Source organism: Propionivibrio pelophilus DSM 12018 (assembly GCF_059569095.1).
In genome coordinates this window covers 1-21,602 of the sequence record NZ_JCANUT010000049.1, presented here as the reverse complement: position 1 = coordinate 21,602, position 21,602 = coordinate 1, and the positions used below count along the sequence as shown (strand labels likewise).

The window sequence follows — 21,602 nt, the reverse complement described above, 5'->3', positions numbered from 1 at the left end:
CCCATCCAACAGCGTTGCCTGCCGCCATGAATCTTCTTCCGCTACCCTTCCTCGACCGGCTGGTCGCCATCCGCCGCGACCTTCACGCCCATCCAGAACTGGCCTTTCAGGAAACCCGTACCGCGGACGTTGTCGCAAAAGAACTCGCCGCCTGCGGCCTTGAAGTGCATCGCGGTCTGGCGGGTACCGGCGTCGTTGGCATCCTGCGCAAAGGTAGCGGAGGGCGTTCCGTCGGTCTGCGGGCAGACATGGATGCGCTGCCGCTGGAGGAAAAGAACGCATTTGCCCACTGCTCGACGCGGCCAGGGAGGATGCATGCCTGCGGCCACGACGGCCACACGACGATGTTGCTCGGCGCGGCCCTCTTCATGGCCGAAAATCGCGACGCCCTGGATTTCGAGGGAACTGTCCATTTCATTTTCCAGCCGGCCGAGGAGACCGATGGCGGGGCTGACGTAATGATCCGCGACGGACTCTTCGAGCGTTTCCCGATGGACGCCGTTTTCGGCCTGCACAACTGGCCGGGCATGCCGGTCGGTGAGCTCGCCGTAATGCCGGGGCCGGTGATGGCCGGCACCTGTGCCTTCGAAATTGCCATCAACGGGCAGGGTTGCCATGCCGCGATGCCGCAGCAGGGTGTCGATCCCCTGGTCGCTGCCAGTCATCTGGTCCTCGCCCTGCAGACGGTTGTGTCGCGCAACGTCGACCCGTGCGAGGCGGCGGTGGTCAGCGTCACCCAGATTCACGGTGGCGAGTCATTCAACGTCATTCCCGACGATGCCGTTGTGCGCGGCACGATTCGCGCCTTCAAGCCGGAGGTGCAGGCGCTCGTTGAAGCCTCGCTCCACCGGATTTGCGCCGGGATCGACAACACCTTCGGAGTTCGCTCGCAGGTTTCCTTCGCGCAGCGCTATCCACCGACGATCAACAGCGCCGCGGAGAGCGCGCTTTGTGGCGATGTCGGCGCGCAGGTCTTCGGTGCGGAGAACGTTCGCCGGAACGAGCTTCCTTCGACGGGCGCGGAAGATTTCGCCTTCATGCTGCAGAAGAAACCCGGTTGCTACGTCTGGTTGGGCAATGGCCCCGGTACCGGTGGTTGCACCCTGCATAATCCGCATTACGACTTCAACGAAACGATCATCCCGCTCGGCGTGACCTACTGGGTGCGCCTTGCCGAAAGCTTTCTGCATCGCTGACCGGCTGGTGAAATGATGTTAAGCGGATAAATTATGCATTCCCATTGGCGGATTTATCCATTACATTCGCCGTTTGTCTTTCTTCCTCGTGAGTGGTTGGGCAAGCAAAATGAATAAGAAGGCGTCAATGGGTAGGCAGGGGGCTACGGCAGGGGGAAAACGGAGAATTCTGGTGGTCGACGGGTCGCGCGTAGTCCGGGCGACATTGACCAAGCACCTCGGTGAGAGCTTCGAACTGCTTCAGGAAAGCAATGGCGAGTCGGCCTGGCAGACCTTGCTACTGGACGGACGGATCGATGCCGTCGTTTCGGGAATCAGCCCGCCCAAGCTCGAGGCGCGCGAGTTGCTCGGGCGCATCAGGGCGAGCGCCGTGCGGCGCGTCAGGAATGTCCCGTTCGTTCTCATCGTCTCCGATCTGGAAAACCCCGCTGTGGCCGATTTGCCGAACTGGCCTGGCGTTGCCGGCTGCATTTCCAAGTCGATCGGCAAGTCAGCGCTGGTCGCCGAGTTGACCCGCCTGATTGATCCGGTGCCCGAGCCGGTTGATGCTCCGCCAGTGGAGCCACGACTGCTCGGGCGCAAGCCGTTTGCCGCGGCGGTTGCGTCGCTTTCTTTTTCCACCGCGGACGAAAACCCGACATGCCTGATCGTCTTCGGGATAGACCGCCTTGACGAGTTGGTATCCCGCTTCGGAAAGGCTGTGCCGGAAATGCTGACATCGCGCATCGCCGGCTTGTTGTCGGCAAAGGTCGATTCGCACGACCAGTTCGGGCAGGTGGAGGGCAAGCATCTGGCGATCATTTCGCATGGGGTCGACCTGCGGCACGGTTCACGGTTTGCCAAACGCGTGTGCAAGAGCCTGGCCAGTGGCCAGATCGCCATTCAGGGGCAGAAAGTCAAGCTGACGGCGAGCGCCGGCGTCGCCAGCACGTCAGAAGACAAGGTGGCGCGCGGCGCCGAGTTGCTAGCGCTGGCGCAGCAGCGTCTCGCGCAGGCACAAGTCTGTGGCGGCAATACGGTCAGCGCGGAGTTACGACCGGATTGCCCTCTGCATTGCCAAAACAAGGCGATCGCCCCGCTGCTTCTCGCCTTGCGCGGCGGTACGGAGGCGATGCCCGCGGAACAGATTGTCGCGGTCGGTTTGCAGGCGTTGCCCTTGCTGAAGGCGCTGGACAGGCATCTTTCGCTGGGGTTGCCCCTGGCGGAAATCGGGGCGCGCATCGAACAGCGCCTGGAAGAAGGCCTTCCCGCCCCCGCCTGACAGGCGGCATTCAGAAGCTCAGCCGGCCCACTCCGGCTTGCGCTTTTCCACCAGCGCCAGCATCCCTTCACGGCCTTCCGAGCTCGATTGAATGACGGTTGCGCTCTGTGCCGTTTCCTCGATGGTCGCTTCGTCGATCGGTTGTCCGCTGACCGTGTTAACCAGTGGCTTGCAGGCGCTCAGGGCATTCGGGCTGTTTTTCAACAAGGTTTCCAGCGTTTCGCCGATCGCCTCGTCGAGTTGCTCCTCACCCGGCACCATCTCGTGCACCAGGCCGATGCGATAGGCCTCCGTCCCCGAGAATCGCTCGGCGGTGAGCATGTAGTACCGGGCATGCCGCTCGCCGATGGCGGCGATCAGATAGGGGCTGGCGATTGCCGGTAACAGGCCGTACTTGACCTCGTTCAGCACGAAGGAAGCGTCGTAGGTCGAGAAGGCGATGTCGCAGGCGGCGACCAGCCCGACGCCGATCCCGCTGGTCGGTCCATGTACCCGGGCAATGGTCGGCTTCGACAGGGTATCGAGGGTGGCCAGCAGACGTCCCAGATTGCGGTTGCCTTGCAGGTTTTCCTCCGGCGTGCCGGTGATCGCCTCGCGAATCCAGGACGGGTCGATTCCGGCGCAGAAACTTTTCCCCGATGCCGAGAGAACGATGACACGAACGCGCGGATCGTCTTCCAGTTCGAGAAGCGCTGCAGTGGTTTCGGCGACAAGCGTTTTGTCGAGGGCGTTGTGTCTGTCCGGACGGTTCAGCGTCAGGATGCCAACGCCGTCATCGATCTCGGTGATTATCGACTGGTACATGGGAACCGGGTCCGTATGCCGGAAAAACCGCCAGTTTACAGCGCGCGCCCGGGTTGCAGCAATCGATTGGCTGCGGGTTTCCCCGCGCGATGCGTCATCATCACCCCGGCAATTACCGCCGCCCCGCCGGCCAGTACACCGGCACCGAGGTGCTCATCGAGAAGTGCAGAGCCGAGCAGCACGGCGAATATCGGGACGAGATTGATGAAGGCCGCAGCGCGTGTGCTGCCGACTTGCCCGATGGCTTCGGAATACCAGGTGAAGGCGACAGCCGTTCCGAAGATGCCGAGGAAGCCGATGCTGAGCGGTGCGCGCCAGGTCGTGGCCGAGACCGCGAACAGCGAACCGGTGATCGCTGCGCCGACGGTTAGCATGATCCAGCCGACGAGGCAGCCGCCAAAGGTCATCGCCAGCGGCGAGAAGCGCGTACTGATCTTCCGGTTGATCAGCGTGTAGGCGGTCCAGGACAGTGCCGTTCCGAGCAGCAGCACTTCCCCGTGGCCTATCTCGCCGTGCAGCAGGCGCAGAGGATGCCCCTGCGTGACGACCAGCAGGCAGCCAAGCATCGCCAGCGCCACACCGAATGCCTTTAGCGGCGGCATCGGCAGCCGGAATACCAGCCAGTCGGCCAGTGCGATGATCGCCGGGATGAAGGCGACGACGAGGGCGCCTCGGCCGGCTTCGACGTGCTGCAGGCCGTAAAGGAAGAAGACGTTGTAGAAGAACACGCCGGTAAGGCCCAGGCTGCCGAGGATGCCCCATTCCTTCGCCGACCAGCGCGGGATTCCTTCCGACCGGTAAAGCAGCACGCCAAGCACCAGCGCGGCCAGCAGGAAACGCCAACTGGCTACCGCGAGCGGGGCCATTTCCTGGACCGCGGAGCGGCCGGCAATCCACGTCCCGCCCCAGAAAAAGGCGGTCAGGACGAGCTTCAGGAAAATGCGCGGGTGGGGTGATTGCATGAGGAATGGAGACTGCCGGCAAAGCCGATGGACGATTATCCCATGGCGCGAGTGCTGCCGTACAATCAGCGGGGATCGAAACCAGCGATGAGGAAACGATGGCTACAGACGAGGCGAAACGGGCGCATACAGACCGGATGATTGCCGAGACCCTGCGTAACCGGCAGCAGCGCGAACTGGGGTACCGCGAGCAGGCGCTGAAGATCTATCCGTGGATCTGCGGTCGCTGCGCGCGCGAGTTCACCCGCGAAAACCTGCAACAGCTGACGGTGCATCATCGCGACCACAACCACGACAATAACCCGAAGGACGGCAGTAACTGGGAGTTGCTCTGCCTTTACTGCCACGATAACGAGCACGCCCGCGAACTCGACGCCGAAGCGGCGCGGCAGGCGGGCGTCAGCAACGGGAAAGTGGCAACGGACAGGGCAACGTCCAACCCGTTTGCCGATCTACGCGCGCTGATGGAGAAGAGTAAGCGCTGACTTTCCGGTAGTGCGGTGGTTCAGTGCCTGAACGCCAGCTTTCCGGCGAATTTCGGCAACTCCATCGCATCAAGCATGTTCTTTACGATCAGGCCGAGTTCGGTGTCGCCTTCGATCGACAGCGTGCGATTGAAGAACAGAGTGTCCGGGTCTTCCTGCCTCGCAGCGAGTTGCAGGAACGCCGAGAGATTGGCGCGGAAGGCGAGATCCGGTGTTTCGGGCGCCGTGAATACGGGCCGGAACAGGCCGTCGCGGAAGGTGAACGCGGCGCGGCCGCCGGTATCGAGCACGTCGATCAGGAAGTTCTTTCCTTCGAGCAAGGCCAGGCTGTCGTCCGGCAGCAGCTTCATCTTCACTACCGCGTTGAGGCCGGCGGTCAGGGCTATGGCGTGCGGCCACTGCGGCAGCCTGTTGCCGACGCGGGCGATGAACGAGGGCAGCGTGAAACTGGGGATGGTGAGCGACATGTTCAGACTCCTTGCAATTCTTTGAGTGCGGCCTGGTGCTTGGCGACGATGCCGGCTTCGCCGAACCAGTAGCCGTCGACCAGTCCGTCGGGCGCCCATTCTCGCGCGGCGGGTTGCGGATTGCCACCCCGGCGGGCGGCATCGAACGCCGCGATGATCTCGGCCATGTGCTGCGGCTGCGGGCTGATGCGCGCGATGTCGATGCCCATCGCCAGCATGTCCGGGATTTCGGCGAGCAGGTTGTAGGTCTGCGCCGACATCGTCTGGATGCCGTTGATCGCCAGGAAGGGTTGCCCCTCGCGCGTCTTCAGGGTGATCGCTTCGGGGTGTTCCAGGCACTTGAACTGACAGTCGTCCTTGTTCAGGCCGTAGTGGCGGGCGGTGAAACAGCGCGCCGAGAAGGCGAGCGGCAGCTTGCCGAAGACGAAGACTTCGGTCTCGACCCCTTCCGGGCGGGCTTTGTGCAGTGTTTCGACCAGCGTACGCGTGCCTTCCAGCGGCGGTACCCAGCGCGCGAGGCCGTAGCGGTGGAAGGTCGCCAGCGTTTCGGCGTTGTAGATGTTGAGGTGCGGACCGGCGACGAAGGGGCGACCGGCGGCAATGCTGACCGCGCCAAGATCGTTGGCTTCGACCCTGACGCCGGCTTCGTCGATCAGCCGGCGCAGGGCCTTGAGATCGCTCTCCGATTCGAGCAGGGCTTGCGCCGAGACGACGACTTCCTTGCCGGCATCGGTGAGCTGGCGGGCGAGCGCCAGCCAGTCGGCCGTGCGCAACTGCTGCCGGCGCGAGCAGACGACCTCGCCGACGTAGATGATGTCGAGCGCCTTGATCTGCGCCATCCCGGCGTAGAAGTCGAGGACCTTGTCCTTGGGCCAGAAGTAAAGCAGGGGGCCGAGCGAGAGTTTCATCGGCTTATCTCCACGGACGGTTGTAGGCGCCGAGCGTGACCTGCGTGCCCTCGGCGACCTTGCCGAGTTCAGCCTGCCAGGCGGGCTTGACCTTGAACTGCTCCGCTCCCCTGCCGAGCTCGTCGAGCGCGGCGCGCAGGGTGCGCGTGACCTGCGCGACGTAGGCCGGGCTGCGCTGGCGGCCCTCGACCTTGAGCGCCGAGACGCCGATCCGGGCGATTTCGGGAAGCATTTCGAGGACGTTGAGGCTGGTCGGCTCTTCCAGCGCGTAGTAGGTCGAACCGTTGACCTCGAAACGCCCCTTGCACAGCGTCGGGTAGCCGGCCGGCTCGTTGTCGCTGTAACGATCGATCAGGATGCCGTTGAGGCGCGTGTTCATCTGTCCGGGCTTCTTGTCCCACTTGACGTACTTGGCGGGCGAGCAGGCGCCGACGGTGTTCGGCGATTCGCCGGTGGCGTAGGAAGACAGCCAGCAACGGCCCTCGTTCATCACGCACAGGCTGCCGAAGCCGAAGACTTCGATCTCGACCGGCGTGTTCTTGATGACGAGTTCCACCTGCGCCAGCGTCAGCACGCGCGGCAGGACGGCTCGGCGGATACCGAACTCGCGATGGGCGAAGTTGACGGCTTCGTAGCTGGTCGCCGAGCCCTGCACGGAAAGATGCAAACGCAGGTTCGGGTGGCGCCGGCTGGCGTAATCGAGCAGGCCGACGTCGGCGAGGATCACCGCATCGACGCCGAGGTCGGCGGCGCCATCGACGGCCACGTGCCAGTCCGCCTCGCGCCCTGGCTGCGGGAAAGTGTTGATTGCCATCAGCACATGTTTGCCGCGGGCGTGCGCGTAGGCGATGCCTTCGAGCATTGCCTTGCGATCGAAATTCAAACCGGCGAAGTTGCGCGCGTTGGTGTCGTTCTTGTAGCCGAAGTAGACCGTGTCGGCGCCGTTGTCGATGGCCGCCTTCAGCGCCGGCAGACTGCCGGCCGGGCAGACCAGCTCGGGAATTTTGCTCTGCGACATGGGATGTAGTGCGAAAACGAAACGACAAGTATACCGGCCATGCCGGCAAAGCGCATGATTTCTATCAATATTTCCGACTAGCCGGGCAATTTTCGCGGCTTGCGCGGCGCATTGGTGAATAGCCGGTCGTAGAGCCAGTTGGGCAGCAGGCGCAGTCCCTTGGCGACGAGTCCCATCTGCCACGGAATCACCGTGTAGGACGTGCCACGTTCGATGGCCCGGGCGAAGCGTCGGGCGGCCTCGTCGGCGGGCAGCATGAAGGGCATCGGATACGGGTTGATGGCAGTCATCGGGGTCTCGATGTAGCCGGGGGCGATGGTGACTACCCTGACCCCCGACGGACGCATTTCCAGGCGCAGGCTTTCCAGGTAGGTGATCGCTGCTGCCTTGGACGCGCTATAGGCTTCGGCACCGGGCAGGCCACGGATGCCGGCGACCGAGGCGATGCCGACCAGCCGGCCGCTGCCGCGTTGCTGCATCGCCGGAATGAACGGTGAGAAGGTGGCGGCCATGCCGAACACGTTGATTTCGAGAATCCTCCGGATGACCGCGAGATCCTCCTGATGCTCGGTGAGTGTGCCGGAGGACACGCCGGCATTGGCAATGACGATGTCCGGCGTTCCGGCGTACCGCATGAAGTCCTCGGCCGCATTGTGCAGGGCGTCGGCATCGGCGACGTCGAGCGGGTAGCAGCGAACGTCACTTGCACCGCTGGAAACCAGATCCACGGCAAGTTTTTTTAGCTGTTCCTCCCGCCGGGCGGCCAGACCGAGCACGGCGCCCTGGCTAGCGTAAAACCCGGCGAGCGCAGCCCCGATGCCTGACGAGGCGCCGGTGATGAACACCTTCGGGCCGCTGGCTGGGGTCACGTAGGGCTATTTCTTCTGGGCGCGTTCCTTGCGCCGCATTTCGATGACCTTGTCGGTCAGCGCCAGCAGTTCCTTGAACGACTTCACGTTCTGTCCGACGACGGTGAAACGGCCGTCGACCACGAGCGCCGGGACGCCCTGAATTCGGGCCTGCTGCGCTATTTGGCCGGCACGCTTGACCTTGCTGTCCACGCCGAAGGAGTTGAACGCCGTAGTGAACTTCTGCGCATCGACGCCTTGCGAGACGACCCAGTCGGTGATGCTCCTGGCGTCGATCAGCTTCAGGCCCTTGCCGTGGATGGCGTTGAAGACACTGTTGTCGAGTCTGTCCAGATCGCCGGTGGCCTCCAGCGTGTAGTGCAGCTTGGACATCAGTGCGTAGAACGGGCTGCCGGGGATGGCGACGCGCTTGAACACGACGTCCGCCGGTTGCTTCGCCGCCCAGTCGTGGATCAGCGGGTTGAGGTCGCTGCAATGCGGACAGGCATAGGAGAAAAACTCGGTGATTTCGATCTTCTCGGGTGTGTCGGTCGGCAGCGAAGGTTCGATCACTGCATAGTCGCGCCCTTTGGCAAGTTGAGCCTGTGCCGAGGCGGTCAGCGGGATCAGCGCGGCGGTGGCGACAGCGACCAGCACGGCGAGTCTTTTCAGCATTTTCATCTCCAATCAGTCCTTCTTGACAACGTTGGCGTCGATGCCCTGGCGCGCAAGCTCAGCGCGCATGGCATTGACCTGTTCGAGCTTCCGGAACGGGCCCAGCCGCACGCGATACCAGACCTTCTCCTGCAGCATCACCTGCTGGACAGAGGCTTCCACCCCCATCATCGCCAGCTTCGCCTTCTGGTTGTCGGCATCGGCGGCATTCTGGAACGAGCCGGTCTGCAAAAACACCGGATCCTTCAGCGCCGTATCCTTTCCTTCCTTGTCTTTGGTTGCATCCGCCTGTTTTGGTTCGCCGGTTTTTGCTTCGGCCGGTTTCGGGTCGGGGATGGCCTCGCTGTTGCCGGGCAGGATCGTGTAGAAATCGAAGCGCGGCTTGTCGCTGGCAGCCGGGGGTGGGTCTCCGGGTTTGCCGGGAAGGGCGATGGGCGCCTGCGGCGTACTCATTGGGGTCTGCGCTTGTGGAGGCTGGACCTTTGTCGAGAAGGGCGCCGGCGTCCGGTGGAGATACCAGACAACGCCGCCGGCGAGCAGGACGCCGATGACCAGGCCGAGGAAGAGGCCGATCAGGGTGCCGCCGCCGGATTTTCGGCGGGAGGCATTGCTGCGCTTGCGCGGTTTCAGGTCACGACTCATGGTGTTTTTCCCGGAGTTTCCGAATTACATCGATTGCGGACAGCTGACGCCGATGATGGCCATGCCGTTGCGGATCACCTGGCGCACCGCTGCGGCCAGCGCGATACGGGCATCCTTCAGGGCGACGTCATCGACCAGCATGCGTTCGGCGTTGTAGTAGCTGTGGAAGGCGGCGGCGAGATCCTTGAGGTAGAAGGCGATCACGTGCGGCGCGAGATCCCGGGCCGCGGCTTCGACGACTTCCGGGAACTCGCCGAGCTTGGCCGCGACGGCCAGTTCGTGCGGGTTGTCGAGCAAGGCGAGATTGGCTTTTTGCAGCGCCTCGTCGTCGCCGTCCCATTGCGCGAGGACCGAGCACACCCGGGCGTGGGCGTACTGGATGTAGTAGACCGGGTTCTCGTTGGTCTGGCTCTTGGCCAGATCGAGGTCGAAATCGAGATGCTGGTCGGATTTGCGCAGCACGTAGAAGAAGCGGCAGGCGTCGTTGCCGACCTCGTCGCGCAGGGTGCGCAGCGTGACGAATTCGCCGGAGCGGGTGGACATCGAGGCCTTCTGGCCGTTGCGATAGAGCACGGCGAACTGTACCAGCGCGACTTCCAGGACGTCCGGATCGAGGTCGAGCGCCTTGAGCGCGCCCTTGACCCGCGGGATGTAGCCGTGGTGGTCGGCGCCCCAGATGTTGATCACGCGCTCGAAGCCGCGTTCGTACTTGTTCAGGTGGTAGGCGATGTCCGAGGCGAAATAGGTGTACAGCCCGTTGTCGCGCTGCACGACGCGATCCTTCTCGTCGCCGAATTCAGTCGATTTGAACCACAGCGCGCCGTTCTGCTCGTACAGGTGGCCGGCCTGCTTCAGCCGTTCGACGCAGCTTGCGACGAGACCGGTGTCGAACAGCGACTTTTCAGAGAACCAGACGTCGAAATGCACGCCGAAATCCTCAAGGTCGCTGCGGCAGTCTTCGAGCTGTTCGGTCAGTACATGGTTGTGTACGTAGTTCCAGTCCTCGCCGAGCAGGCGCTTGGCGTTGGCGATCAGCGCGTCGAGATGCGCCTCGCGCTGCGCCTTGGCATCGTCGTCGGCGCGGTCGGCCTCCGGCAGTCCGGGCGTGCCTTCGAGAACTTCGGCGGTCGAGCGGGCGTACTTGTCGCCGTGCGCGATCTTCATCTCCATCGCCATGTTGCGCACGTAGTCGCCCTGGTAGCCGTTCGGCGGGAAGGGAATGCGCGTGTTGTGCAGCTCGAGGTAACGCAGCCAGGCCGAGGTGGCGAGGATGTCCATCTGCCGGCCGGCGTCGTTGACGTAGTATTCGCGGGTCACATCCCAGCCGGCATAGGCCAGCAGGTTGCACAGGCTGGCGCCGTAGGCGGCGCCGCGGCCGTGGCCGACGTGCAGGGGGCCGGTCGGGTTGGCCGAGACGAATTCGATCTGCACCTTCTGCTTGCCGCCGAGCGTCGAGCGCCCGAATACGTCGCCCTGCTCGAGGACGTTGCGCACCACCTCCAGTTTGGCGGCACGCTGCAGATGGAAGTTGATGAAGCCGGCGCCGGCGATCTCGACCTTGGCCACGAACGGCGACGTGGGAATTTCGGAGAGCAGCAGCTGGGCCAGCTCGCGCGGGTTACGCTTCATCGCGCGCGCCAGTTGCATCGCCAGGTTGCAGGCGAAATCGCCGTGCGAGGCCTGCTTCGGGCGTTCGAGGACGATGGCGGTGTCGGCCTGGTCGGGCGCCAGGCTGAGCAGTGCGCTGCGCATCAGGTCGGCGAGATGGGTCTTGATGTCGTGGGTCATTGCGGTGCGTGTCCGGAGAATCGAGCGAACGCGGATTATACGATGCACGGTTGCCTGCGCGTTTGTCGGGAAGCTGATGAAAATCAGGCGAAAAAGCGCGCCCAGGTCGCCGAGATCGGCATGACCAGCACGAGTGCCGGCAGCATATTGACTATCGGGAAGATCTTGATGCCGCAGATGCGCAGTCCGGTGGCCAGCATGACGATGCCGCCGCAGGCGGAAAAATCCGCGAGCATCTCGGGGGTCGTCAGCGGCATCAGCAGGTGGGCGCCGAAGTAGAGCGCGCTCTGGATCAGCAACTGCGGGACGGCGATCAGGGCGACGGAAAAGCCGAGCTCGGTGGCAAAGATCATCGCGGTGAACAAGTCGAGCACCGATTTGGCCAGCAGGATGTTCGGCTCCCCGGTCATGCCTTCGTGCGTCGAGCCGAAGATGCCCATGCCGCTGGCGCAGAACAGCACGCTGATGGTCACGAACTTGACGATGAATCCTTCGGCGCGCGGATTGTGGCGATCGACGGGGCTGGCGCGTTCGAAACGTTTCTGCACCCAATGAATGGCGAGTTCCAGCCCGCGCTCAAGCCATAGCAGTTCGCCGACCAAGGCGCCGCCGATCATCGCCAGCGCGACGGCCGGCAGTGTGTGCACCTTGTTGATCAACAGCGCGCCGATGCCGAGGGCGATGACGCCGCAGGTCAGGGGCAGCGCCTCCTTGATCCGTCGTGGGAACAGGCGGCCCAGCAGGCCTCCGGCGACGGCGCCGGTCATCACCGCGGCGCTATTGACGAGCGGGCCCAGCATGCAGAACCTCCTTCAGCCAAATCGTGAAAAGGGCGGAAGGCTAGGCCCTTCTTCAGCAGGTGTCTATATTGAAAACGTGACGGCAGCGGGGGGTAGGGGAGACAAGAACGATGAACGACTACGTGATGCTGGGGGCGGGGATCGTTTGCGCCGCATCGGGGGCGGAGCTTTTCGTGCGTGGTGCGGTGGGCATCGCGTTCTGGTTGCGGATCGCGCCGGGAATCGTCGGCGCTACCGTCGCGGCCTTCGCCACGTCCAGTCCCGAGCTGGCCGTCGCCGTCAGTGCGGCGCTGAACGGTGTGCCGCAGATTGCCTTCGGCGACGTGCTCGGGGCGAACATCGTCAATGTCGGGCTGGTGCTGGCCCTTGCCGTGCTGATCTCGGCGATGAAGTGCCCGCGCGACAGCATCCGCCGCGATTTCAGCGCGGCGCTGCTGACGCCGGTGTTGACCGCCGCGCTGGCGGTCGATGGCGAAATCTCGCGTGTCGATGGCGCCGTGCTGATGGCGGCGTTCTGCATCTGGCTGACCGCGACGGTGATCAGCGCGCGGCGCCAGCGCGGGGACGTGCTGCCGGAATCGAATGGCGGCAGCCGCTGGCGGTTGATTGTCCTGCTGCTGATCGGGTTGGCCATCCTCTTTACCGCGGGGCACCTGATCGTGGCGGGCGCGAAGGGCATCGCCCGGGCGATGGGAATCAGCGAATTCGTCATCGGCGCGGTGATCGTCGCCGTGGGTACGACGGTGCCCGAACTGGCGACGACGATCGTGTCAAAGCTGCGCGGCTACGACGAAGTCGGCCTCGGCACGGTACTCGGCAGCAACGTGTTCAACGCCTGCTTCATCGTCGCAGTGGCTGCGATGATCCATCCGATTCCGGTCGACTGGAACGAAGCGAGCGTGGCGTTGATTTTCGGCTTCACCGTGCTGTTGTGCGCCTGGCCGGGCCGACGGAGCATCATCGGCCGTTGGCAGGGCATCCTGCTCCTGTTGTTGTACGGAGCCAACGTGACGCTGCTGCTGTGGACGTAGCAACAAGGGCGCCATCGTCGGCGCCCTTGTTGCCTAGCTGTCACCTTATCGGAAGAAATCCGGCAGCGTCGTCGTCAGTGCGGGAACGAAGGTGATCGCCAGGAGGACGCCCACCAGCGGCCAGAGGAACGGCCAGGTTGCCTTGCATACCCGGTCGAACGGCAGATTCGCCACGCGCGCGGTGATGAACAGGACGATCCCGACCGGCGGGGTGATCGTGCCGACCATCAGGTTGAGCACGACGACGACGCCGAACTGCGTCGGGTCGATGCCCAGCGCCATGGCCGGCGGTACCAGGATCGGGATCAGGATCAGCATCGCCGAGATCGCCTCCATGAAGCAGCCGACGACCAGCAGGATGACGTTGACCATCAGCAGGTAAACGATCTTCGAGCTCAGCGTGCTGGTCAGCCAGGCGCCGAACTCCTGTGGCAGGCGCGACATGGATAGCGCGTAGCCGAGCAGCGCCGCGCTCATCACCAGGGCCATCAGCACGCCGGTCGTCTCGACTGTTTCGAGGACGATGCGTGGCAGGTCTCCGAACTTGATGTCACGGTAAAGGACGCCGATCAACAGGGCGTAGAGTGCCGCGACGGCGGCCGCTTCCGTCGGGGTGAAGAAGCCGCTCATCATGCCGCCGAAGAGAATGATCGGGCACATCAGCGCCGGGATGGCGCCGGTGAACGCCTGCCAGACCTCGTTCGCGGTGGGGGCGGTTGAAGCGGGCATGTTCCGGCGCCGGGACAGTGCGCTGACCATCAGCATCAGGGCGCCGGCCATCAGCAGTCCCGGCAGCAGGCCGCCGAGGAACAGGTTGCCGATCGAGGTTTCCGCCGCGACGCCGTAGATGATCATCGGCAGCGACGGCGGGATGATCGGACCGATGGTCGCCGAGGCAGCGGTGATTGCCGCCGCCGTTTCGCCGTCATAGCCGGCGTCGCGCATGGCCTTGATCTCGATGGCGCCGATGCCGCCGGCGTCGGCCACGGCCGAACCGCTCATGCCGGCGAAGATGACGCTGGCGAAGATGTTGGCGTGGCACAAGCCACCGCGCCACCAGCCGACGCACACGGTAGCAAAGCGCAGGATGCGCAGCGTCACCCCCGACGAGTTCATCAGGCTGCCCATCAGGATGTACATCGGCGCGGCGAGCAGGGGGAAGCTGTCGGCAGCCTTGGCGAATTTCTGCGGGATGACGATCAGGTTGATATCGGCGAAGTAGGTGAACGCCGCACCCGCCAGTGCCATCAGCACATAGATCGGCGCACCGGAGAACAGCGCGACGAACCAAACGGCGAGAATGCCCAGCATGATGCTGCTCATAGCCGGATCTCCTTCCGTTCGAGTTGCCCGCGTGCAATTGCCACGAGATCACAGCACACGATCACGATCGAAGCCACGGCTGAGAGTGGAATGATCAGATAGACCAGCCAGAAATCGAAGAACAGCGTGACGGTCTCGACGTTCAGGTTGTTCTGCACCAGCCGCCAGCCCTTGACCGTGAAGATCAGCGCGAAGACGATCACCAGCAGGTCGGCGATGACGGCCAGCGCCCGTTTCAGCCCCGGGCCGGAACGGTCGAGCACCAGCGAGATGTGGATGTGCGACTTGCGCTGGTTGGCGATCACCCAGCCGAGGAAGGCGACCCAGATGAACAGGTAGCGGGCCAGTTCCTCGCTCCACACCAGCGGCTCGAAGAATTTGCGCGCTACCACCTGCGCCAGCACCAGCAGACACATGCCGACGAACAGCACGATGCCGGTTCCGTGCAGCACCTTGAGCGCCGCACGGGAAATACGATCAATCGACATGCGTCCTCCGACTGCTTACTGCATGTTGGCGATCGAATCGAAGGTGCCCTTGCCCCACTTGGCCTCGAACTTGGCCGGGACGACGGCCAGCGTGGCCTTGCGGAAGCTCTCCACGTCGGGCTGGATGATCGTCACGCCGGCGGCCTTGAACTCGTCGAGCAGGGCGACTTCCTGCTTCTTGATCTCGCTGTCGGCCCAGGCCATGTGCGTCTTCAGCACATCCTCGACGATCTTGCGGTCGGCGGCGGGAACCTTCTGCCAGAATGCCTCGTTAACCACCACCAGGCGCGGGGTCATGATGTGGCCGGTGAGGATGATGTATTTCTGCACCTCCTGGAACTTGCCGGACTTGATCGTCGGCAGCGGATTTTCCTGCCCGTCGACGGTGCCGGTCTTCAGCGCCAGGTACAGCTCGTTGAAGTTCATCGGCGTTGGCTTGGCGCCCCAGGCCTCGGCCATCGCCTTGAATACGTCGTTCTCCGGCACGCGGACCTTCAGGCCCTTGGCGTCGTCGACGGTCTTGACCGGGCGGTTGGAGGTCGTCAGGTGGCGCGTGCCGTAATAGACCGCGCCGAGGATGCGCATGCCGCGGGCCTTGATCAGCTGCCCGTTGTATTTTTCCAGCAACGGGCCGTTGAGCGCCTTGATCAGGTGCTCCGGGCTCTTCCAGATGAACGGGGCTTCGGTGACCGAAATCGACGGAATCCAGGCGCCGAAATTCGCTGCACCTTCGGTGACGATCTGCTGGGTGCCGTTGGAAACGGCCTCGATCATGTCGCGCGAACTGCCCATCTGGCCGTTCGGGAAGCCCTGGATGTCGATGCGGCCGTTGGTCTTCGCTTTCACGTCGGCGGCGACGCGCTCGATCATCATCACCTGCGGATGGCCGCCGGCGACGACGTCGCCCCAGCGCATGATCATCGCCTGTTCCGCGGAGGCGGAACCGATTACGGCCAGACTGGCCAGAATTCCAAGACAAAGTGTTTTCTTCAGCATGATTGAACCTCTCCTGTAATTGTTGTGAATCCATCGCAGAAAGCATGCTGTCTCGACGTAGCACTATACCGGAGAGAATGCCGGATGCAAGTTGGATTTACGATGGATGTTGATGTGCCGGCCCTGGCGGAAATTGCCCGAAGGGCGGTGAGAAAGACCCTCTTGCCTTATGAAAACAAAGGCTTTTTCCTTGACCGTGCCAATTAATTCCTCTACTCTCGCCCGGTTCTCGCGAGATCAACCATTCCCTGGAAGGAGACTGTCCTGATGCACAAGAAGACTCTGGTCAACGTCGTCGCTGCCGCCTTTGCTGCCGCTGCGTTCGCGGCGCCCGCCCTGGCCGCCGACACCATCAAGATCGGTTTGGCCGGCCCGCATACGGGTGATCTCGCCCCGTACGGCCTGCCGAGCAAGGATGCTGCCGAGATGGTCGTCGCCGAGGTCAACGCCAAGGGCGGGATCAACGGCAAGAAAGTCGAGCTGATGGTCGCCGACGATCAGTGCAAGCCGGAAATCGCCACCAACGTGGCGACCAAGCTGGTCTCGGAAGGGGTCAATATCGTCATCGGCCACGTCTGCTCCGGTGCCACCAAGGCGGCCCTCGGCATCTACAAGGACGCCAAGATCATCGCCATCAGCCCGTCGGCGACCAATCCGCCGCTGACCAAGGGGGGCGAGTACCCGAACTTCTATCGCACCATCGCGCCGGACGATGACCAGGCCAAACTGGCGGCGATGTTCGTCGTCGAAAAGCTCGGCGCCAAGAAAGTCGCCGTGCTGCATGACAAGGGCGACTACGGCAAGGGCTTTGCCGATTTCTCCAAGGAAGCGATCGAGAAGGGTGGCAAGGCCAAGGTCGTCATGTACGAGGGCATCCAGCCCGGTGCCATGGATTATTCGGCGGTGATCCAGAAGCTGAACAAGGAAAAGGCCGACGCGATCATCTTCGGCGGCTATCACCCGGAGGCGTCAAAGCTGCTGTCGCAGATGAACAAGAAGCGGATCAAGATGCCTTTCGTCGGACCCGACGGCATCAAGGGCGACGGTTTCCTGAAGATCGCCGGCAAGGACGCCGAAGGCGTGTATGCCACCGGCCCGATGGATGTCACCAAGTATCCGCTCAACGCCAAGGCGCGTTCTGACTACAAGGCCAAATACGGCAAGGAACCGGGCACCTTCTTCGATCAGGCCTACGCGGCGACGCTGGCGGTGATGAACGCTGTCAAGGTGGCCGGCGGCACCGACTACGAGGCGGTGGGCAAGGCGCTCAAGAGCAGCGAAGTGGAAACTACCGTCGGCAAGATCAAGTTCGACGCCAAGGGCGATGCCGAGGGCGTCGGCTTCGCGGTGTATCAGGTCAAGAACGGCGCGTTCGGCGAGGTCAAGTAAGGGTTTCTGACCGACAGGCGAGACCGGGAGGGGGGCGTTGTCCCCCTCCCGGTCTTTTGGGTTTACGCTTCGAAGGCGGATTTTTCATGGATTTTGAGTATCTGTTCCAGCTGCTGTGCGGCGGGCTGGTCAAGGGCAGCATCTACGCCCTGATCGCTCTGGGCTACACGATGGTCTACGGGATCATCCAGCTGATCAATTTTGCGCACGGCGAGGTCTACATGATCGGCGCCTTCGTCGCGCTGATCATTACCGGGGTGGCGACGCTGAGCGGCTACAGCGGCCTGTCGGTGCTGATCATCGCCGCCGTGGTTGCGGCCATCTATGCGGCGGCCTACGGCTTCACGCTGGAGAAGATCGCCTATCGACCCTTGCGCGGCGCGCCGCGGCTGTCGCCGCTGATCAGCGCCATCGGCGCCTCGATCTTTTTGATGAACTACGTGCAGCTGGCGCAGACGCCGGACTTCCTGCCGTTTCCCGAGCTCGTTCCCGAGTTCGAATTCATGGAGCCGCTGATCCAGTACGTCAGTTCGGTCGACATGGTGATCCTCGTCGTGACCGCGCTGACCATGGTGGCGCTGACTGTCCTGATCAAATACACGAAGATCGGCAAGGCGATGCGCGCCACGCAGCAGGATCAGGTGATGGCGCGGCTGGTCGGCATCAACGTCGACCGGGTGATTTCGGCGACCTTCATCATCGGGTCCGTGCTGGCGGCGATCGGCGGTGTGCTGATCGCATCGCGCACCGGCCAGATCAACAGCGCCATCGGTTTCATGGCCGGGATCAAGGCCTTTACCGCGGCGGTGCTCGGCGGCATCGGCAACATTCCCGGCGCGGTGCTCGGTGGCCTGGTCCTTGGCGTTGCCGAGACGCTCGGTGCCGGCTACATCTCCAGCGCCTACGAGGACGTCTTCGCCTTCGGCCTGCTGGTCCTGATCCTCATCCTGCGCCCCGCCGGCCTGCTCGGCAAGGCGGTCAAGCAGAAGGTGTAATGTCATGACGCATCTGAAACGTTCCCTGGGCATCGGCCTGTGGTTCATGTTCCTCACCCTGCCGCTGATGGTGGTGCGGGTGAATACCGTCAGCCGCGAAGTGGAGTGGCGCTGGGCGAACCTCGTCTGGGCTGGCCTCTGTGCCTTCGCCATCGCCTGGCTGTGGCAGTTCTCCATCGACCGTCGCGCGGCGAAGCGGGCGCAGGCTGCCGCCGACGCGCATCCGCAAAAGCGCAGGCACTCGCTGGCGCAACGCCTGGCCGATGATCCGGTGCTGAGCCGCCGCGTGCTGCTCGGCGTCGGCCTGCTGGCAATGGCCTTCCCCTGGCTGGTGTCCGGCGGGCAGAGCTTCTACCACGTCAACGTCATGGTCAGCGCGCTGATCTTCGTCGTGCTGGGGCTTGGCCTGAACATCACCGTGGGTCTCGCCGGGCTGCTCGACCTCGGCTACATCGCCTTCTTCGCCGTCGGCGCCTACACCTACGCGCTGCTTTCGAAGAACTTCGACCTCGGCTTCTGGACCTGCCTGCCGCTCGGCGGAGTGATGGGCATGCTCTTCGGCATCGTCCTCGGCTTTCCGATCCTGCGTCTGCGCGGCGACTACCTGGCCATCGTCACCCTCGGTTTCGCCTCGATCACCAAGATCGTCCTGGAAAACTGGGACACGGTGTTCGGCGGCGCCGCCGGCATCGCCAACATCCCGCGGCCCGATCTGTTCGGCATTGAACTCGACGGACGGCAAAAGGCGATCTACACCTACTACATCGTCCTGGCGCTGGTGGCGCTGACCATCGTGGTCACCAACCGGCTGAAGAACTCGCGCGTCGGGCGGGCCTGGATGGCCTTGCGCGAAGACGAGATCGCCAGCGTGGCGATGGGCGTGGACATGGCGCAGACCAAGCTCTCGGCCTACGCGCTCGGCGCCTTCTGGGCCGGCCTCGTCGGCGTGGTCTTCGCCGCGCACAACAGCTTCATCAACCCGGACAGCTTCACCTTCATGGACTCGGCGATGATCCTGGCGATGGTCGTGCTCGGCGGCATGGGCTCGATCCTCGGGGTGATCATTGCCTCCCTGGCGCTGAAGCTGATGCCCGAATACCTGCGTGCCTTCGCCGAATACCGCATGCTCGTCTTCGGCGCGGTGATGGTGCTGATGATGGTCTTCCGGCCGCAAGGGCTGATCAACGACATGCGGCGCAAGTACGAATACGACACCGCCGACAAGGAGGATACCGATGGCGGCAAGTAACGAACGGAAGAAGCTGCTTGAAGTCAGCGGGCTGACGATGGACTTCGGTGGCCTGCGCGCCATCGACAACGTCGGCCTGGACATCTTCGAAGGCGAGATCGTCGCCCTGATCGGGCCGAACGGCGCCGGCAAGACGACCTTCTTCAACTGCGTCACCGGCATCTACGAACCCACCCAAGGCGACGTGAAGATCCACCCGCCCGGCGGCGCGACGCGGCGCATCAACGGCATGAAGCCGAACCGCATCACCGCGCTCGGCATGGCGCGCACCTTCCAGAACATCCGCCTGTTTCCGGCGATGACCGTGCTGGAAAACGTGATGATCGGCCGCCACTGCCGCACCCGTACGGGCATCGTCCGGGCGATCCTCGGCGGCGCCGCGATCGCGCGCGAGGAAAAGGAATCGGTGGACAAGAGCTACCAGCTGTTGAAGAAAGTCGGGCTGGCGGAGGTCGCCGACGAGTTCTCGCGCAACCTCTCCTACGGCGCGCAGCGCCGCCTGGAAATCGCCCGCGCGCTGGCCACCGACCCGTTCCTGCTGCTGCTCGACGAGCCAGCCGCGGGGATGAACCCGCAGGAAACGCACGAACTCGACGCGCTGATCACGCGCATCCGCGACGAGGAAAAGGTCGCGATCCTGCTCATCGAACACGACATGAAACTGGTGATGAACATCTCCGACCGCATCTACGTGATGGAGTACGGCAAGGAAATCGCACAGGGAACGCCGCAGCAGATCAAGGAAAACCCGAAGGTGATCGAAGCCTATCTCGGCGAGGAAGCCCATGCTTGAACTCCGCAACATACAGACCTTTTACGGCAACATCCAGGCACTGAAAAACGTCTCGCTGACCATCAACGAAGGCGAGATCGTCACCCTGATCGGCGCCAACGGCGCCGGCAAGAGCACCACGCTGATGTCGATCTGCGGCGTCAACCCGCCGCGCCACGGCGAAATCCTCTTCCGCGGGCAACCGGTTCACCGCCTCAGCGCGGAAGCCATCGTCACCCTCGGCATCTGCCAGGTGCCGGAAGGGCGGCACATCTTCCCGCAGATGAGCGTGCTCGAAAACCTGGAGATGGGCGCCTACCTGCGCAACGACAAGACCGGCATCAAGGCCGACATCGACCAGGTGTTCGGGCGCTTCCCGATCCTCGAAAAACGCCGCAACCAAGCCGGCGGCACGCTCTCCGGGGGCGAACAGCAGATGCTCGCCATCTCGCGCGCTCTGCTCGCCCGCCCGTCGCTGCTGCTGCTCGACGAACCATCGCTCGGCCTCGCGCCGCTGATCATCAAGCAGATCTTCGAGATCATCAAACAGATCAACGCCGAGAACAACACCACGGTGTTTCTCGTCGAACAGAACGCCAACCAGGCGCTGAAGATCGCCCACCGCGGCTACGTCATGGAAAACGGCGCGATCACGCTGGAAGACAAGGCCGAGAACCTGCTCAGCAACGAAGAGGTGAAGAAGGCGTATCTGGGGATGTAATGTCCCGGGATTCGCTGGACAGTCCTGAGCCCGCCATTCCGGCGCAAGCCAGAATCAAGAAGGGTCAATATATTTGACCCTTCAATCCAAAGGTCGCGTGTAGCGGCATTTGGGAAAACTGCTGCACCCCAAAAACTGTCCTCCTGCTCTTGGACCACTTTTGACTGTGCGCAATGTTAGCTGGCTGGCACATTTGGGGCAGACTTTGGTACTGTTGTGTCGCTCCCTAAGGGATTCGAGATGCGTGGTATGCGTCTCAAACGACTGAAACAGGCCCTTTGGCATTTTTCCCGTACTGAGCGCTTCGAAGACTTTTTCAACCTCGTGGTCCGTAAAACGAGTCGTCACGTGACTTTTAATAAATCCCGTGTATCCCGTGTATCCCGTGGATCGAACGTTATCGGGCATCTGCGTTTTAAATTCGCATTCTCCGTAAGCGGTCTTCTATAGATTCGGCCCGAATAACGCTTGAATTTCGGGTTATTGTCCCGACATGGGAATGATGGAAACGACAGAAAAAGAAGTTCAAACGCTGGAGCAGTTGTATGCCCTACGCAAGCAAGCGGTCCGGCTGCACAAAAGCGGGATGCGTGTGATGCAGATTGTCACGGCGACGGGGCTCAGCTGGCCGGGCGTACGCATGGCCCTGGACTTGTACGAAGCAGGCGGCATGGTCGCCTTGAAGCCCTCCGTACGCGGGAAGAAACCGGGTACGGGTCGAAGCCTGTCAGCGGAACAGGAACAGGCCCTTCAGCGCATCATCTGCGACAAGCGCCCGGAACAG

The 21,602-nt window shown here is 63.1% G+C and carries 25 protein-coding genes; 11 read left to right on the top strand and 14 right to left on the bottom strand.

Translation table 11 applies throughout. From position 1 onward, the window contains the following. Positions 1-26: 26 nt before the first annotated feature. Both BO74_RS16335 and BO74_RS16330 read left to right on the top strand, forming a co-directional pair. Positions 27-1,196, top strand: a complete 1,170-nt coding sequence (locus tag BO74_RS16335) for a M20 aminoacylase family protein (RefSeq protein ID WP_496443684.1) — start codon at positions 27-29, stop codon at positions 1,194-1,196. A gap of 172 nt (positions 1,197-1,368) precedes the next feature. Then, positions 1,369-2,457 (top strand): GGDEF domain-containing response regulator, encoded by a 1,089-nt coding sequence (locus BO74_RS16330; RefSeq protein ID WP_496443661.1) that lies wholly within the window; start codon positions 1,369-1,371, stop codon positions 2,455-2,457. An 18-nt stretch (positions 2,458-2,475) separates the two neighbouring features. Here BO74_RS16330 and BO74_RS16325 read toward each other — a convergent pair whose 3' ends face one another. Together BO74_RS16325 and BO74_RS16320 are read right to left on the bottom strand one after the other, a co-directional pair. Further along, a complete protein-coding gene (locus BO74_RS16325; protein WP_496443659.1) occupies positions 2,476-3,261 on the bottom strand; it encodes an enoyl-CoA hydratase-related protein in 786 nt (261 codons plus the stop codon). A gap of 35 nt (positions 3,262-3,296) precedes the next feature. Beyond that, positions 3,297-4,223, bottom strand: coding sequence for a DMT family transporter (locus tag BO74_RS16320; RefSeq protein WP_496443658.1), 927 nt, complete (start codon positions 4,221-4,223; stop codon positions 3,297-3,299). Between the two features lie 98 nt (positions 4,224-4,321). Between BO74_RS16320 and BO74_RS16315 the strand changes: the two genes are divergently transcribed. Further along, positions 4,322-4,708 (top strand): YajD family HNH nuclease, encoded by a 387-nt coding sequence (locus BO74_RS16315; RefSeq protein ID WP_496443656.1) that lies wholly within the window; start codon positions 4,322-4,324, stop codon positions 4,706-4,708. A gap of 20 nt (positions 4,709-4,728) precedes the next feature. On the opposite strand, the gene ubiT is transcribed toward BO74_RS16315, so the two are convergent. The 8 genes from ubiT to BO74_RS16275 form a co-directional block, all read right to left on the bottom strand. Continuing rightward, positions 4,729-5,175, bottom strand: a complete 447-nt coding sequence (gene ubiT / locus BO74_RS16310) for a ubiquinone anaerobic biosynthesis accessory factor UbiT (protein WP_496443654.1) — start codon at positions 5,173-5,175, stop codon at positions 4,729-4,731. A gap of 2 nt (positions 5,176-5,177) precedes the next feature. Then, a complete protein-coding gene (locus BO74_RS16305) occupies positions 5,178-6,083 on the bottom strand; it encodes a U32 family peptidase (protein WP_496443652.1) in 906 nt (301 codons plus the stop codon). Between the two features lie 4 nt (positions 6,084-6,087). After that, on the bottom strand, positions 6,088-7,101 hold the full coding sequence (gene ubiU, locus BO74_RS16300) for a ubiquinone anaerobic biosynthesis protein UbiU (RefSeq protein WP_496443650.1): 1,014 nt from the start codon (positions 7,099-7,101) through the stop codon (positions 6,088-6,090). 77 nt (positions 7,102-7,178) lie between these two features. Continuing rightward, positions 7,179-7,970 carry an SDR family oxidoreductase gene (locus tag BO74_RS16295; RefSeq protein ID WP_496443649.1) on the bottom strand — a complete coding sequence of 264 codons (792 nt, stop codon included), beginning with the start codon at positions 7,968-7,970 and terminating at the stop codon, positions 7,179-7,181. A gap of 6 nt (positions 7,971-7,976) precedes the next feature. Continuing rightward, complete coding sequence (locus BO74_RS16290) at positions 7,977-8,624, bottom strand: thiol:disulfide interchange protein DsbA/DsbL (RefSeq protein WP_496443647.1); 648 nt, start codon at positions 8,622-8,624, stop codon at positions 7,977-7,979. Between the two features lie 12 nt (positions 8,625-8,636). Then, positions 8,637-9,266, bottom strand: a complete 630-nt coding sequence (locus BO74_RS16285; RefSeq protein WP_496443645.1) for an SPOR domain-containing protein — start codon at positions 9,264-9,266, stop codon at positions 8,637-8,639. A gap of 24 nt (positions 9,267-9,290) precedes the next feature. Further along, positions 9,291-11,054, bottom strand: coding sequence for an arginine--tRNA ligase (gene argS / locus BO74_RS16280; protein WP_496443643.1), 1,764 nt, complete (start codon positions 11,052-11,054; stop codon positions 9,291-9,293). A gap of 83 nt (positions 11,055-11,137) precedes the next feature. Continuing rightward, positions 11,138-11,854, bottom strand: a complete 717-nt coding sequence (locus tag BO74_RS16275; protein WP_496443641.1) for a DUF554 domain-containing protein — start codon at positions 11,852-11,854, stop codon at positions 11,138-11,140. 110 nt (positions 11,855-11,964) lie between these two features. Here BO74_RS16275 and BO74_RS16270 point away from each other — a divergent pair, with 110 nt between their 5' ends. Next, positions 11,965-12,885 carry a calcium/sodium antiporter gene (locus BO74_RS16270; protein ID WP_496443639.1) on the top strand — a complete coding sequence of 307 codons (921 nt, stop codon included), beginning with the start codon at positions 11,965-11,967 and terminating at the stop codon, positions 12,883-12,885. A gap of 45 nt (positions 12,886-12,930) precedes the next feature. Here BO74_RS16270 and BO74_RS16265 read toward each other — a convergent pair whose 3' ends face one another. Genes BO74_RS16265 through BO74_RS16255 form a run of 3 tightly spaced genes read right to left on the bottom strand, consistent with a single transcriptional unit; the run spans position 12,931 to position 15,692 of the window. Further along, positions 12,931-14,208, bottom strand: a complete 1,278-nt coding sequence (locus BO74_RS16265; protein ID WP_496443637.1) for a TRAP transporter large permease — start codon at positions 14,206-14,208, stop codon at positions 12,931-12,933. After that, on the bottom strand, positions 14,205-14,696 hold the full coding sequence (locus tag BO74_RS16260) for a TRAP transporter small permease (protein ID WP_496443635.1): 492 nt from the start codon (positions 14,694-14,696) through the stop codon (positions 14,205-14,207). Before BO74_RS16260 ends, BO74_RS16265 begins: the two co-directional genes overlap by 4 nt. Before the next feature lie 15 nt (positions 14,697-14,711). Beyond that, entirely contained in the window at positions 14,712-15,692 is a 981-nt protein-coding gene (locus tag BO74_RS16255) for a sialic acid TRAP transporter substrate-binding protein SiaP (RefSeq protein WP_496443633.1), read from the bottom strand. 84 nt (positions 15,693-15,776) lie between these two features. On the opposite strand from BO74_RS16255, the gene BO74_RS16250 reads away from it, so the two are divergent. The 6 genes from BO74_RS16250 (at position 15,777) to BO74_RS16225 (ending at position 20,818) form a co-directional block, all read left to right on the top strand. After that, positions 15,777-15,899: a hypothetical protein gene (locus tag BO74_RS16250; protein ID WP_496443631.1), complete on the top strand. Its 123-nt coding sequence runs from the start codon at positions 15,777-15,779 to the stop codon at positions 15,897-15,899. 60 nt (positions 15,900-15,959) lie between these two features. Then, positions 15,960-17,081: a branched-chain amino acid ABC transporter substrate-binding protein gene (locus BO74_RS16245; protein ID WP_496443629.1), complete on the top strand. Its 1,122-nt coding sequence runs from the start codon at positions 15,960-15,962 to the stop codon at positions 17,079-17,081. A gap of 86 nt (positions 17,082-17,167) precedes the next feature. Next, positions 17,168-18,076, top strand: coding sequence for a branched-chain amino acid ABC transporter permease (locus tag BO74_RS16240; protein WP_496443627.1), 909 nt, complete (start codon positions 17,168-17,170; stop codon positions 18,074-18,076). A 4-nt stretch (positions 18,077-18,080) separates the two neighbouring features. Then, on the top strand, positions 18,081-19,325 hold the full coding sequence (locus BO74_RS16235; protein WP_496443625.1) for an ABC transporter permease subunit: 1,245 nt from the start codon (positions 18,081-18,083) through the stop codon (positions 19,323-19,325). Then, a complete protein-coding gene (locus BO74_RS16230; protein WP_496443623.1) occupies positions 19,312-20,118 on the top strand; it encodes an ABC transporter ATP-binding protein in 807 nt (268 codons plus the stop codon). The genes BO74_RS16235 and BO74_RS16230 overlap by 14 nt, the downstream gene beginning before the upstream one ends. Then, entirely contained in the window at positions 20,111-20,818 is a 708-nt protein-coding gene (locus BO74_RS16225) for an ABC transporter ATP-binding protein (RefSeq protein WP_496443621.1), read from the top strand. The genes BO74_RS16230 and BO74_RS16225 overlap by 8 nt, the downstream gene beginning before the upstream one ends. 81 nt (positions 20,819-20,899) lie before the next feature. Here the strand turns inward: BO74_RS16225 and BO74_RS16220 are convergent, their stop codons facing one another. Continuing rightward, the gene (locus tag BO74_RS16220; RefSeq protein ID WP_496443682.1) at positions 20,900-21,103 is read right to left on the bottom strand and encodes a topoisomerase DNA-binding C4 zinc finger domain-containing protein; all 204 of its coding nucleotides are present in this window, start codon (positions 21,101-21,103) and stop codon (positions 20,900-20,902) included. A 217-nt stretch (positions 21,104-21,320) separates the two neighbouring features. Here BO74_RS16220 and BO74_RS16215 point away from each other — a divergent pair. Next, a partial coding sequence (locus BO74_RS16215; protein WP_496443681.1) for a helix-turn-helix domain-containing protein occupies positions 21,321-21,602 on the top strand: 282 nt, incomplete at its 3' end.